This window comes from Microbacterium sp. EST19A, from assembly GCF_019969685.1.
Lineage (GTDB): Bacteria > Actinomycetota > Actinomycetes > Actinomycetales > Microbacteriaceae > Microbacterium.
Genome location: NZ_JAHXYZ010000002.1, coordinates 466,983 through 479,873 on the forward strand (window position 1 = coordinate 466,983; position 12,891 = coordinate 479,873).

14 protein-coding genes are annotated in these 12,891 nt (G+C 69.2%); 6 read left to right on the top strand and 8 right to left on the bottom strand.

Annotation, left to right across the window (positions count from 1 at the left end):
- The first annotated feature begins 37 nt into the window (after positions 1-37).
- A complete protein-coding gene (locus LC452_RS12295) occupies positions 38-1,786 on the top strand; it encodes an alkaline phosphatase family protein (RefSeq protein WP_223625709.1) in 1,749 nt (582 codons plus the stop codon).
- Positions 1,787-1,794: 8 nt separating this feature from the next.
- On the opposite strand, the gene LC452_RS12300 is transcribed toward LC452_RS12295, so the two are convergent.
- The 5 genes from LC452_RS12300 to LC452_RS12320 are packed head-to-tail and all read right to left on the bottom strand — an operon-like array spanning position 1,795 to position 5,748.
- The gene (locus LC452_RS12300; RefSeq protein ID WP_223625711.1) at positions 1,795-2,871 is read right to left on the bottom strand and encodes a DNA polymerase IV; all 1,077 of its coding nucleotides are present in this window, start codon (positions 2,869-2,871) and stop codon (positions 1,795-1,797) included.
- Positions 2,872-2,910: 39 nt separating this feature from the next.
- Complete coding sequence (locus tag LC452_RS12305; protein WP_223625714.1) at positions 2,911-3,303, bottom strand: DUF1304 domain-containing protein; 393 nt, start codon at positions 3,301-3,303, stop codon at positions 2,911-2,913.
- A 26-nt stretch (positions 3,304-3,329) separates the two neighbouring features.
- Positions 3,330-4,163 carry a CPBP family intramembrane glutamic endopeptidase gene (locus LC452_RS12310; protein WP_223625717.1) on the bottom strand — a complete coding sequence of 278 codons (834 nt, stop codon included), beginning with the start codon at positions 4,161-4,163 and terminating at the stop codon, positions 3,330-3,332.
- Positions 4,160-4,885, bottom strand: a complete 726-nt coding sequence (gene trmB, locus LC452_RS12315) for a tRNA (guanosine(46)-N7)-methyltransferase TrmB (protein WP_223625720.1) — start codon at positions 4,883-4,885, stop codon at positions 4,160-4,162. Before trmB ends, LC452_RS12310 begins: the two co-directional genes overlap by 4 nt.
- Before the next feature lie 23 nt (positions 4,886-4,908).
- Positions 4,909-5,748, bottom strand: coding sequence for a DUF3097 domain-containing protein (locus tag LC452_RS12320; RefSeq protein WP_223625722.1), 840 nt, complete (start codon positions 5,746-5,748; stop codon positions 4,909-4,911).
- A gap of 122 nt (positions 5,749-5,870) precedes the next feature.
- Here LC452_RS12320 and LC452_RS12325 point away from each other — a divergent pair, with 122 nt between their 5' ends.
- The 4 genes from LC452_RS12325 (at position 5,871) to LC452_RS12340 (ending at position 10,037) form a co-directional block, all read left to right on the top strand.
- Complete coding sequence (locus LC452_RS12325; protein WP_223625725.1) at positions 5,871-7,934, top strand: TPM domain-containing protein; 2,064 nt, start codon at positions 5,871-5,873, stop codon at positions 7,932-7,934.
- A gap of 58 nt (positions 7,935-7,992) precedes the next feature.
- Complete coding sequence (locus LC452_RS12330; protein WP_136055888.1) at positions 7,993-8,733, top strand: PspA/IM30 family protein; 741 nt, start codon at positions 7,993-7,995, stop codon at positions 8,731-8,733.
- Positions 8,734-8,799: 66 nt separating this feature from the next.
- Positions 8,800-9,603 (top strand): arginase family protein, encoded by an 804-nt coding sequence (locus LC452_RS12335; protein WP_223625728.1) that lies wholly within the window; start codon positions 8,800-8,802, stop codon positions 9,601-9,603.
- Positions 9,600-10,037, top strand: a complete 438-nt coding sequence (locus LC452_RS12340; protein WP_223625731.1) for a Fe-S oxidoreductase — start codon at positions 9,600-9,602, stop codon at positions 10,035-10,037. The genes LC452_RS12335 and LC452_RS12340 overlap by 4 nt, the downstream gene beginning before the upstream one ends.
- A gap of 20 nt (positions 10,038-10,057) precedes the next feature.
- On the opposite strand, the gene LC452_RS12345 is transcribed toward LC452_RS12340, so the two are convergent.
- The 3 genes from LC452_RS12345 to LC452_RS12355 are packed head-to-tail and all read right to left on the bottom strand — an operon-like array spanning position 10,058 to position 11,745.
- Positions 10,058-10,528: an SIP domain-containing protein gene (locus tag LC452_RS12345; RefSeq protein WP_223625734.1), complete on the bottom strand. Its 471-nt coding sequence runs from the start codon at positions 10,526-10,528 to the stop codon at positions 10,058-10,060.
- Between the two features lie 33 nt (positions 10,529-10,561).
- Positions 10,562-11,272, bottom strand: coding sequence for a tyrosine-protein phosphatase (locus tag LC452_RS12350; protein WP_223625736.1), 711 nt, complete (start codon positions 11,270-11,272; stop codon positions 10,562-10,564).
- Complete coding sequence (locus LC452_RS12355; protein ID WP_223625739.1) at positions 11,269-11,745, bottom strand: carboxymuconolactone decarboxylase family protein; 477 nt, start codon at positions 11,743-11,745, stop codon at positions 11,269-11,271. Before LC452_RS12355 ends, LC452_RS12350 begins: the two co-directional genes overlap by 4 nt.
- 170 nt (positions 11,746-11,915) lie before the next feature.
- Between LC452_RS12355 and LC452_RS12360 the strand changes: the two genes are divergently transcribed.
- Complete coding sequence (locus tag LC452_RS12360; RefSeq protein WP_223625742.1) at positions 11,916-12,845, top strand: alpha/beta fold hydrolase; 930 nt, start codon at positions 11,916-11,918, stop codon at positions 12,843-12,845.
- Positions 12,846-12,891: the final 46 nt, after the last annotated feature.

Genomic DNA, 12,891 nt, shown 5'->3' on the forward strand with positions numbered 1-12,891 from the left:
GCGTTGCTATCATTGCGGCACGCGATCGGAGGCGCCGGTGGACGAAGCGACGAGCACCCACGCGGACGGGGAGTCCACCTCGCCGCAGTCACGCCGCGACTTCCTGCGCCGGGCGGGACTCGGCGCCGCGGGGCTCGCGATCGGAGGATCGGCAGGCGCCGCCGTCACGGCGGCGGCCACGGCCAACCCGCCCGAGTTCGCGCCGCTGCCGACCCGGACGGTCCCCGGGTTCGATCACGTCGTCGTCGTCATGTTCGAGAACCGCAGCTTCGACAACATGCTCGGGCACCTCTACAGCGCCGACGAGAAGTCGAAGGACCAGTTCGACGGGCTCGCGCAGGGCACCTATTCGAACCCCGGTCCCGACGGCGAGACGGTCGAAGCGCACATCTACTCGGGCTCGACCGACCAGATCATGCAGTCTCCGCAGCCGGATCCCGGAGAGCACTTCCCGCATGTGAACACGCAGCTCTTCGGCACGGTCGATCCGGCTGGCAACTCGCACATCCGGCAGAACGGGCAGATGCCGCCCTTCAACACCCCGGCGACCGGGGCGACCCCGACCAACGAAGGGTTCGTTCGCGACTACATCATCAACTTCGAGCTCGACAAGGGCCGGCCCCCGACACCGGACGAGTATCGGGTGGCGATGGGCGGCTTCAGTCCCGACATGATGCCGGTGCTCTCGACCCTCGCCCGAGAGTTCGCCGTCTACGACGCGTGGCACGCCGCCGTTCCCTCGCAGACGTTCTGCAACCGCCTCTTCTTCCACGCCTCCACGTCGCACGGCTACGTCACGAATCATGGCGGCGACGGATACTACAAATGGATCGACGGCCCCGCGGCCCCCACGATCTTCAACCGCCTGGAAGAGGCCGGCATCCCCTGGCGCGTCTACTACGACGGCTCCCAGCTGGTCTCGTTGACCGGACTCCTGCATTCGCCGGTGCTGCAGCGCTACTGGAAGACGAACTTCCGCGAGATGCGTCAGTTCCACGATGACGCGAGGAACGGCGACCTTCCGGCCTACAGCTTCATCGAGCCTCGCATGGTCTTCAACCACAACGACATGCATCCGCCGTGGGGCGAGTACGTCCGCGAGACGGACGTCGAGATCGACGGCGAGAAGGTGCCGGTATACAACAGCGCTCTCTCCGACGTGCGCTCGGGTGACCGGCTCGTGCAGGAGGTGTACGACGCCATCCGGACGAGCAAGTCCCGCAAGGGGTCGAACGCCATGAACACCGCCCTCGTCATCACCTTCGACGAGCACGGCGGCACCTACGATCACGTCGCACCGCCGCAGACGACGCCTCCGGACCGGGGCGGACCGGGCGAGATGGGCTTCGTGTTCGATCGACTCGGCGTGCGCGTACCGGCGATCGTGGTGAGCGCCTACACCGCCCGCGAGACGGTCATCCACGATCAGATGCACCACGGGTCGATCATCAACACCCTCTGCCGTCAGCACGGTCTGGCACCGCTCACCCTGAGAGACCAGAGCGCGAACCCGATCTTCAACGCCGTGAACCTCACCGAGCCCCGACAGCCCTACACGTGGCCGAAGCCGCAAGCGCTCTACATCGGACGCAATCCCGAAGAGGACGACGCGACGGCTGCCGCCGTCAAGCACAAGCACCGTCCGCTCACCGCTCCGGCAGTCGGTCTCACGGGGCTGCTCCTCGCCCGGTACAACCCGGGCGCGAAGGCGCCGAAGACGTACAGCGAGGCCTATGACGCGGTGACACGGTTCGGAAAGGGACTCTTCGGCGTGTACGACGACTGAGAGTCGCGTCAGATCCTGCCGCGTACCGGCGTCCGCTCCACGGCATCGCCCTCATCCGGCATCGCCATCTCCGCCCGCACGCCGAGCAGCCGCACCTCCCGCCCGGAGTCGAGCGTGACACCGAGGGCGACGGCTGCATCGACGACATCCTGGCGCTCGGTCGTCGGCGCCGCGAGCTTGCGTCCGAAGGTCTTCGTCTCGAACGGCGCGTAGCGCACCTTGAGATGCACGCGGATCACCGGCCTCCCCTCGGCGGCGCAGTCGTCGAACGCGTGCCCGGCGAGCTCGCGGAGCGCCGCCTCGACCTCAGCCGGGCTCGTGAGGTTCTGCTGATAGGTGGTCTCACGGCTGTGGCTGCGCGCGACCCAGGGCGTGTCGTCGACGACGCTCGGCCCGAGTCCGGAGCCGAGGCCGTGGTACCAGACGCCCATCTTCGGGCCGAACTCCGTGACCAGCTCCTGCTCGTCGGCGTCGGCGAGCTCGCGCACCGTCGCGATGCCGTGCTCGGCGAGGCGCTTCTGCACCTTGGAGCCGACGCCCCACAGGTCGCGCGTGGGCTTGGCGCCCATCACGTCGAACCAGTTCTCCTCCGTGAGCCGGAAGCTCCCCCGCGGTTTGCCGAACTCGGTCGCGATCTTGGCGCGCACCTTGTTGTCGCCGATGCCGACGGAGCAGTGCAGCCCGGTCGCCTCGAGTACGGCGGCCTGCGCCTCACGGGCCGTCGCCTCCGGGTCGTCGGTGATCACGCCGAGGAAGCACTCATCCCAGCCGATCACCTCGAGCACCACGCCGGGGAGCGCCCGGAGCGCCGCCATGACCTCGGCCGACGCCGATCCGTAGGCCTCGTGGTCGACGGGGAGGAAGACCGCGTTCTCCGGTGCCTTGCGGGCGGCGATCTTGAGCGGCATGCCGGAACCGATGCCGAACTCGCGAGCCTCGTACGAGGCGGTCGACACGACGGCACGCTCGGTCGGGTCGCCGCGTCCGCCGACGATCACCGGAAGCCCGGCGAGCTCCGGACGACGCAGCACCTCGACGGCGGCGATGAACTGATCCATGTCCACGTGCAGCACCCAGTCGGCCATGGAACGAGTGTGGCGGCTGGTGGACCGGATGTCACCCCGTCAGCTGATCGCGATGCCGATCGCGGTGCCGATGACGGCGAGGAGCGGAAGCGTGCCCTGCATCGCGGCGGCCCGCACCTTGGTGCGGTCCGACAGCACGAGCACGAGGGCCGCGGCGACCATCATGCCGGTGCCTGCGAACACGAGGGTCAGTCCGACGGTGGCGGATCCGACGATCACGAGGCCGATGCCGAGCAGCGTGGTCAGCGCCAGGAACAGGTTGTAGAAGCCCTGGTTGAACGCCAGCTGCTTCATCGTGACGGCATCCGCCTCGCTGGCGACGCCGAAGATCTTCCTCGTCTCGGGATCGGTCCACCGCAGCGACTCGAGCGCGAAGATGAACACGTGGAAGGCCGCAGCGGCTGCGGCGAGGACGAGACCGACGATGAGCATGGGCCGATTCTCTCAGAACACCGCTGTCAGACGAGGAAGATCGGAAGAAGTCCGGGATTGTGCGCGTGCACGAGCACGGCGAACACCACGGCGTCGAACAGGAGATGCACGGTCACGACGTAGGCGAGCGAGTGCGTCCGCAGGAAGATGAATCCCTGCAGCAGGGCGAAGGGGATCGTGAGCAGCGGCCCCCATTCCCGGTAGCCGAGCTCCCACAGGAACGAGACGAACACGATCGCCTGCAGCAGGTTGGCGATCATGTCGGGGAAGTGCCGGCGGAGCAGGGCGAACACCGTGCAGATGAAGAACAGCTCGTCCCAGATGCCGACCGCGCCGACCCCGACGAACAGACGCGCGATCAGCTCGGGCGAGTCGACGACGGGCCAGTTCTGGTAGACACCGCTCGTGATGAAGTAGAACGGCAGGATCAGCCAGCCGAGCACGAGCACCGCGACCAGCCAGCCCCACTGGAGGCGCCCCCAGCGCTTGCGAGTGCGCCACGGGAAGCTGATGGCACGGTCACGGTAGACGAAGCGCGAGATCACGTAGGGCACGGCGACCGCGCCGCCGAGCGCCAGCGTGAATCGCAGCATGGCCAGATTGTCGAGTTCGGCTGCCAGCGGGATGATGCTGACGATCAGCAGCCCGATCGCGATGAGCGAGAGGTCGCGGGTCAGTGAGGGCTCGGAGGCGGTCACCCTCCCCCGTTCGACGAACCAGGCCGCGCCGATGCCGAGCGCGAGCAGCACCCAGCCGAGCCAGGGGATCTCCAGCACGAAGAACGCCGGAGCCGCCGCGCAGACCAGGATCGCCGGCAGGATGCCGGTACGGATCGACGTGCGACTGGTCGTCTCGGTCATGCGCGGTCCCGGCGTCGGTAGACGAGGTCGCGGATGTCGCGGCCCTTCGCGATGCCCTTGCGCTCGAAAGCGGTCATGACGCGACCGTCGAAGCGCTCGGCCCACTCTCCCTCGAAGGCCCGCTCGAACAGCGGCTCGGCGTCGAGCACGTCGCGCATCTGCAGCGCGTAATCCTCCCAGTCCGTCGCGAGCCGGAGGAGCCCGCCGTCACGCAGCGCGCGCGCCGCGGTGTCACCGAAGCCGGCCCGGACGAGACGCCGCTTCGTGTGCTTCTTCTTGTGCCACGGGTCCGGGAAGAAGATCCACACCTCGCGGGCCGCGGCTTCCGGCAGGAACGAGGCCAGCACCTCCGGAGCGTTCGCCTCGACGACGCGGAGGTTGCGCGCGCCCTCGCGGTCGGCGTCGAGCATGGTCCGCGCGAGCCCCGCGCGGAACACCTCGACGGCGAGGAAGTCGTCTGCCGGACGAGCGGATGCCGCGGCGACGATCGCATGCCCCTGCCCCGACCCGATCTCGACGTAGAGGTCGGCATCCCGGCCGTACTCCGCCGCCGGAGCCAGGCGCGCCTCCGGGTGCACCGACGTCCACGCCAAATCACGCGGGACGTCGAGCAGGTAGTGCGGGGCGAGCTCGATGAAGGCGCGGTCCTGCGCCTCGGACATCCGGCCGCTCCGGCGCACGAAGGACACCGGCTCGTCACGGAAGGTGCGGGGTTCGGGCATCTTCCCAGGGTAGCCGCAGGGACTCAGCGCGCCGGTTCCGTCACGAAGTCGATGAGCTCCTCGACGCGTCCGAGCAGCGCGGGCTCGAGGTCGCGGTAGGTCGTCACCTTCGAGAGGATGTGCTGCCACGCCCGTCCCGTGTCGGCCGTGGTCTCGTGCGGCCAGCCGAAGGCGCGGCAGATCCCTGTCTTCCAGTCGGTGCCGCGCGGGATGTCCGGCCACTTCGCGATGCCGAGGGCGCGCGGAGTGACGCACTGCCACACGTCGACGAACGGATGCCCCACGATGCGAAGATGACGGCCGTGCGGACCACGGGCCACCGCATCAGCGATGCGCGACTCCTTCGACCCGGGCACGAGGTGATCGACCAGCACGCCGTAGCGGCGGCTCGCGCTCGGCGGCTCTGCGGCGAGCAGCTCATCGAGCAGATCGACGCCCTGCAGGAACTCGACGACCACGCCCTCGACGCGCAGATCCGCACCCCAGACCTTCTCGACGAGCTCCGCGTCGTGCTTTCCCTCGACGAGGATGCGGCTGGGCAGCGCGACGCGCGCGCGCTGATCGGCGACGACGAAGGACCCGGATGCCGTGCGCCTCGGCCCCTGCTCCCTGGCGGCGGGCACGACAAGCCGCACCGGGGCGCCGTCGATGAGGAAGCCGCCGCCGAGCGGGAAGAGCCGCTTGCGCCCGAGACGGTCCTCGAGCTCGACATTGCCGCCCTGCACCCGGGTCACGGCACCGCAGTAGCCGTCGTCCGCGACCTCCACGACGAGATCGGTCTCAGCGGGCACCTGCGGCACCTTCTTGACTCCGCGGTCGCGCCAACCCGACGCCAGCACGTCCGATCCGTACCTGTCATCCATGCCTTCCAGCGTATGTGTCTCCGCTGATGGCGAACGGAGATCGGCCATCGAGTGCTGTCGCGTGTCGACCTCTGTGCATAGACTCGTGACATGGGGCTCGGCTGCCGGTCGGAGGGAACAGCATGACGAAACGGTGGCTCACGCTGGCCGCGCTGGCCGTGGCCGCCGTCGCCGGAGCGTTCTCCGCTTCCGCGGCCTCCGCCACCGATCCGCTCACCCTCGACTCCGGGTACGTCACAGACGACGCCGGTGTCCTGAGCCCAGGTGAGGAAGCCGACGTCGAGGCCCGGCTGACAGAGCTCAGCGCGAACTCCAACGCCGACCTGTTCGTCGTGCTCGTCGACGACTTCTCGTCCCCCTCTGACAACGCCGAGTGGGCCGACGCGGTCGCCGAGGCCAACAACCTCGGCTCCGAGCAGTACCTGCTGGCGATCGCCGTCGAAGGACGGAGCTTCTACATCTCCGCCGCCCCCGACGGACCCTTGAGCGACGCGAAGCTCGACGACGTCGAGAACAAGATGGTGCCGCTCGCCTCGCAGGACGACTGGGTGGGAGCGATCACCCTGGCCGCCGATGAGATCCAGGGCGACGGCGGTGCGGGGGCCCTCCGGGTGGCCCTCATCATCGGCGCGATCGTCGTCGCGGGCCTGCTGCTCTGGCTCGTCATCGCCCTCGTCCGGCGCTCTCGACGCAATGCCGAGGTCCGCAGACGCGGCGCCATGCCCGAGAAGCCCGACCCGAACGATCCGTTCTCCACTCTCACCGACGAGCAGGTCGAGACTCAGGCCGGTGTCGCCCTCGTGCAGGCAGACGATGCGATCACCTCGAGCAAGGAAGAACTCGGCTTCGCCGTCGCCCAGTTCGGCGAAGGCGCCACGGCGGAGTTCACGCACGCCGTCGATGCGGCCAAGGCCAAGATGTCCGAGGCGTTCGATCTGAAGCAGAAGCTCGACGACGAGATCGAGGACACGATCCACGACCGCCGCGCCTGGCACATCCGCATCATCCAGCTCGCCGACGAGATCGACGACGTGCTCGACGACAACACCGAGGCGTTCGACGCACTCCGCAAGCTCGAGGAGAACGCTCCCCAGGAACTGGAGCGCGTGCGCGGCGAGCGAGCGGCGCTGACGCCGGTCGTCGCGGCAGCGGCCCCCGCGCTGGCGACGCTGTCGACCGCCTACGATGCCGCTGCCCTCAGCACCGTGGCCGACAATCCCGCCCAGGCCCAGGAGCGTGCCGCCCTCGCCGACCGATCCATCGAGGCGGCAGCGCAGGCGATCGCCGCCGGCCGGTCCGGCGAGGCGGCCTTCGCGATCCGCACCGCCGAGCAGTCGGTCGCGCAGTCGGCCCAGCTCGCACAGGCCATCTCCGCTCTCGGCCAGGAGCTCACCGCCATCGAGGCGCAGGCGCAGGCCCTGATCGCCGAGCTGCAGGCCGACCTCGCTGCCGCGCAGCAGCTCCCCGACGCCGGCGGCACGATCGCGGCAGCGGCATCCGCCACCGCCCAGCAGCTCCAGGTCGCGCAGACGCAGCTCTCCGCCGCACCGCGCAATCCGCAGAGCGCTCTCGAGACCCTGACGGCCGCGAACACCCAGATCGACGCCGCTCTCGCACAGGGACGCGAGACCGTCGAGCGGGCGCGTCGGGTGCAGCAGATGCTCGATCAGACCCTCACCCAGGCGGCATCCGAGATCCGCGCGGCACGCGAGTACATCGAGACCCGCCGCGGCACGGTCGGCTCCACGGCACGCACGAGGCTCGCCTCGGCGGAAGCCAGCCTGACACAGGCCCAGAGCCTCCGCGCGACCGACGTCGACGCCGCACTGGCCGAGGCGAACCGCGCCGTGGAACTCGTGAGACAGGCGACGTACACCGCGCAGTCGGACGTGCAGTCCTACGACACCAACACCTACCAGGACAACGGCTGGGGCGGGGTATTCGGCGGCTCCGGCTCCTCGTCGGGCGGCTCCGGGCTCGGCGGCGACATCCTCGGCGGCATCATCGGTGGCCTTCTCTCCGGAGGCGGCGGCGGTGGCGGCTCCTCTCGCGGCAGCAGCTGGCGGTCAGGCGGAGGCGGCGGCTACCGCAGCTCCGGCTTCGGCGGCGGCTCCCGCAGCAGCTCGCGCAGCAGTTCCCGCAGCAGCGGCGGTCGCAGTGGACGATCCGGAGGTAGGCGCTTCTGATCCGCACATCGACATGTATCCCAGGCTCACGATTCCGTCCCTCTGAAAGGAACCACGCATGACCAAGCAGTCCATCTTCGGACGTATCTCGACCCTCGTCCGAGCGAACATCAACTCGCTCCTCGACTCTGCGGAAGACCCGCAGAAGATGATCGATCAGCTCGTTCGCGACTACACGAACAGCATCGCCGACGCCGAGTCCGCGATCGCCGAGACCATCGGCAACCTGCGCCTGCTCGAGCGCGACCACGAAGAAGACGTCCAGGCGGCCACCGAGTGGGGCAACAAGGCCCTCGCCGCCAGCCGCAAGGCCGATGACGTGCGTGCGACCAACCCCGCCGATGCCGACAAGTTCGATAACCTCGCGAAGATCGCCCTGCAGCGCCAGATCAGCGCCGAGCGCGAAGCTCGCGGCGCCGAGCCGACCATCGCCTCGCAGACCGAGATCGTCGACAAGCTCAAGAGCGGCCTCAACGGCATGAAGGAGAAGCTCGGCGAGCTGAAGAACAAGCGCAGCGAGCTGCTCGCCCGCGCCAAGGTCGCCGAAGCCCAGACGAAGGTGCAGGACGCCGTCGGGTCGATCAACGTGCTCGACCCGACCAGCGAGCTGGGACGCTTCGAGGACAAGGTCCGCCGCCAGGAGGCTCTCGCCCAGGGCAAGATCGAGCTCGCGGCCTCCAGCCTCGACGCGCAGTTCGAGAGCCTGGAAGACCTCGGCGAGCTGACCGAGGTCGAGGCCCGCCTCGCCGAGCTCAAGGCCGGCGGCTCCGCCCCGCGCCAGGCCATCGAAGGCAACTGACACCACCCGCTGATGCCCCGGACGCGAAGAGTCCGGGGCATCAGCGCTTCTCCCCCGGAGGCAACAATGGTGCGATTCCTCGTCGTCCCGCAGTGGCAGGGCTCGCCCGCACCGCGTGCGATGCTCCTCGTGGACGGCGCGTCCGCGATCGCCGGCGACCTCCCTCGCGCGGCCACGACCGTGCTGGATGTCCCGGTCGAAGCCGGCGAGTCGCTGGGCACGGGTGTTCGTCGCCTGAGCGCCCTGCTCCATACGCGGGAACTCGTGCGCGAGCACCTCGAGGCCGGCACCGTCGTCATCGGTGGCGACTGCAGCGTCACCGTCGCCGCCCTCGCTGCACTGCCCGGCGGCACCGACGACCTGGCCGTCGTCTGGTGCGACGCCCACGCCGACATGCACACGCCGGAGACGTCGCCGTCCGGGGCGTTCTCCGGGATGGCGTTACGCGCGGTGCTCGGCGAAGGCGAGGAGCAGCTGACTCTCTCCCCCGGCATCAGCCGCGACCGGGTCGTCACCGTCGGCATGCGCGACCTCGAGGACGCCGAAGTGGATCAGCTCAGCTCGCTGACGCAGCTCTCGGTCGACGATCTCGAGCGGACCGACGCGCTCGTCGAGGCGGTGCGCGCCACGGGAGCCTCCCGCGTGTGGGTGCACATCGACGTCGACGTGCTCGACCCTTCGGACCTCGCCGGGGTGTCGTCGGCCGCACCGTTCGGTGCCTCGCCGGCGGCACTGAGCGCCGCGATCCGACGACTGCGCCAAGAGGTCCCGCTCGCCGGAGCGACGATCTCCGGGTTCGCGCCGCGGTCACCGGCGGATGCGGTCGACGATCTCGGCGCGCTCCTCCGCCTGGTCGGGGCCGTCGCATGACCGCGGACTGGCGGCCGGCCGCTGACGCGGCCCTTGACCGAGGACGGCGTTTCGACCGCCGCATCCCCGCCTTCCTGCTGCGGTCGCCCATCAGCCGGGTCGGCTACTGGTGGGGCACCGCGGTCGGCTGGATCTGGGGTTCCCTCTGGAGCACCGGACCGGTCGAGCGGCGCGCGGGGCTCTGGATCTTCCAGGGCATGCCGAAATGGACCTTCAACCGCGGCGGCGTCTGCGTCGGCGGCTGCTTCCTGACCGGAGACTCGCGTCCGACCGATGCCGTGCTGCGCCACGAGGCGGTGCACAGGGAGCAGTGGCTGCGCTACGGCTTCCTGATGCCGGTGCTCTACCTGTTCGCAGGACGGAACCCGCTGCGCAACCGCTTCGAGATCGAGGCGGGCCTGGAGGACGGCAACTACGTGCGTCGCTCACGCTGAGGCTGTCGCCCGCGGAGACGTCAGCGGTCGGCGGGAAGCAGGCCGAAACGCTCAGGAGAGTGGATGAGCGAGGGCTCGATGTCGAGCGCCGTCGTCAGGTGATCGACGATGTCAGCTGTGCCGAGGTACCCGCCGAGAAGCGTGACGTGGGTCTCGATCTCGTCGTCGCACATCATCTCGTCTGCCCACGCGCACGTGGCGCGGGCCAGAGCCTGACCCGGAGCGCACGAACGACCGGAGCCGGGTGCGCCGGAGCGCTGTCCGCGGGCCAGCCAGGTGACCGTCATGCGGCCCGGTGCGTGGATAACGCCGATGTCGGACGCGTCGGGCACCTCGATGAAGATGCGGCCGGACGCGCAGAGAGGAAGAGTGGCCAGGAACATCTCGAGGTCGGCGAGCGAGTGCTCGTCTGCGGTCACCAGGTGGTGTGCGCGGCGACGCGCTTCGCGCCGCTGGGCGCGCGTGCTGCGGAGCTCGAGGGAGGTGTTCATGGTGATCCCATCGTACACCAAGTGAAGGCTTGCCTAACCTTCCTCGACGAGGGCCTTCTTCAGCGCGACAAGCTCCTCGTCGGTCATCCCCTGGGCTCGGAGATAGCCGGCCGCAGAGCCCCACCGCTCGTCGACCTGCTCCAGAAGACGGCGCATCACCGGCGCGGGCGACTGCGTCGCGAGGGCCACGGCGTGCAGTGCCTCCGGATGCTGCGCGCGTAGATAGTCCGCGATGCGCTGCGACCGCTGGGCGGGCAGCTGCGACTCGGTGAGCGCGTAGTCCGCGATCACGGCCTCCCGATCGGCTCCGACGGCGGACAGCGCGAGAGCGACCGTGACACCCGTGCGGTCCTTGCCGACCGTGCAGTGCACGAGCGTCGGCCTGCCCGCGGCGATGATACGGATGGCCTCGACCAGCCGCTCTCCGCTCTCCTCGAGCAGGTGCAGATACAGGTCGTCGAGGCTCGTGTCGTCTTCGAAGAAGGACCGCACCGAGCCGAGGAACAGCGGAAGATGCGTCGTGGCCGGCCCCTCGATCTCGGTCGGCTCGGCAGCGACCTCCTCGCCGTCGCGCAGATCGACGATGTGCTGCACGCTCCCCCGCAGCGCGTTGACGCCCGCGGTCGTCGCGCCGGAGAGCTGGCCCGACCTCAGCAGGATGCCGGCGCGGATGCGCCCGCCCTCTGCAGGGATGCCGCCGACATCGCGGACGTTGTTGACGCCGTCGATGTCGAGGATCGTCATGCCTGCGCCTGTGGGGTGCGCGGCGGAACCGGGTAGCGACCGGCGATGACGACGCGGTTGAACGCATTGATCGAGATGCAGGCCCAGCTCAATGCGGCGTACTCCTTCTCGGTGAAGACGCTCCCGACGAGGTCGTACACCTCGTCGGAGACGCCGTCCTCGGAGATGAACGTGAACGCCTCCGCGAGCTCGAGGGCCGCACGCTCGCGGTCGCTGAAGACGCCGCTCTCGCGCCAGGTCGGGATCTGCGTGATGGTGTCGGTGTCGAGACCGGCCTTGAGCGCCCGATCGACGTGGAGCCGGGCGCAGTAGCTGCATCCGTTGAGTTGCGAGCTGTGGATCATGACGATCTCCTTGAGGCGATCGTCGATGCCGTTCGCGGCGCAGATCTCGCCCACCGTCCTCGCGAAGGCGTCGAGCGCCTGGTACGCCGCCGGTTCGGTCTTGGACAGATGCACGCGCGTCTCGCTCATTCATCCATGATATTCGCCACCCGGATGCCGCGGCTGCGGCCATACGACGAGGGTGGAATGCAGAATGCACACTGCATATTCTTCAGATTGAGCGTATGGCGAAGATGTGACGCCATTTTGCTCACCAATCTGCTCTCGAATTTCCCGCGGTCGATTTCAGGGAGCAGAATGTGGACGTGGCGATCGACATCACCGAGTTCAGCTATCTTCCCGCACAGGCCGAAGCCTTGGGCGTCCCGCTTCCTCCCGTGGAGCGCGTCGCGCTCGAACTCGGGGACGGACGCACCGTGAGCGCCTTGCGCTTCGGCACCGAAGCGCCCCGCGTGACGCTGCTCCACGGGGCCGGCCTCAATGCGCACACCTGGGACACCACGTCCCTCGCCCTGCGGCAGCCGCTGCTGGCGATCGACCTCGCCGGCCACGGCGACTCGTCCTGGCGCGCGGATGCCGACTACACCCCGCGCACGCTCGCCGTCGACGTGGCGGCGGCACTCGATGCATGGACCACGCAGCCGCAGCTCATCATCGGGCAGTCACTCGGCGGCCTCACCGGAGCGGCCCTCGCCGCATCCCGCCCCGACCTCGTCGCCGAACTCGTCATCGTCGACATCACTCCCGGCATCGATGTCAGCGCGGGACCTGCGGCGCTGCGCGCCTTCTACGAGGGCCCCACCGACTTCGCCACGCGCGACGAGCTCGTCGACAAGGCGATCTCCCTGGGCTTCGGCGGCACACGCCCCGAGACCGAACGCGGCGTGTTCCTGAACACGCGCGTCCGCGCCGACGGGCGCATCGAGTGGAAGCATCACTTCGCGCACCTCGCGGCGCAGGCGCTCGCCGCTCACGACCCGGGATCAGCGGCGGCGCCGTCCGTGCTGCACGTGACCGGCTGGGACGACCTGGCAGCGGTGCGCGCGCCCATCACGCTCGTGCGCGCGACCCGCGGCTTCGTGAGCGAGACGGATGCCGAGGAACTGCAGCGCCGCGTCCCTCAGGCCCGTGTCGTGGCGTTCGATGCGACGCACAACGTGCAGGAGACGGCCCCCACCGCCCTTGCCGATCTCATCGCCTCGCTCGCGTCGGCAGGCACCGGAATATGACGAATCGTTCCACAGCCGACCCGCACACCTCCACCCATCTCTAGGC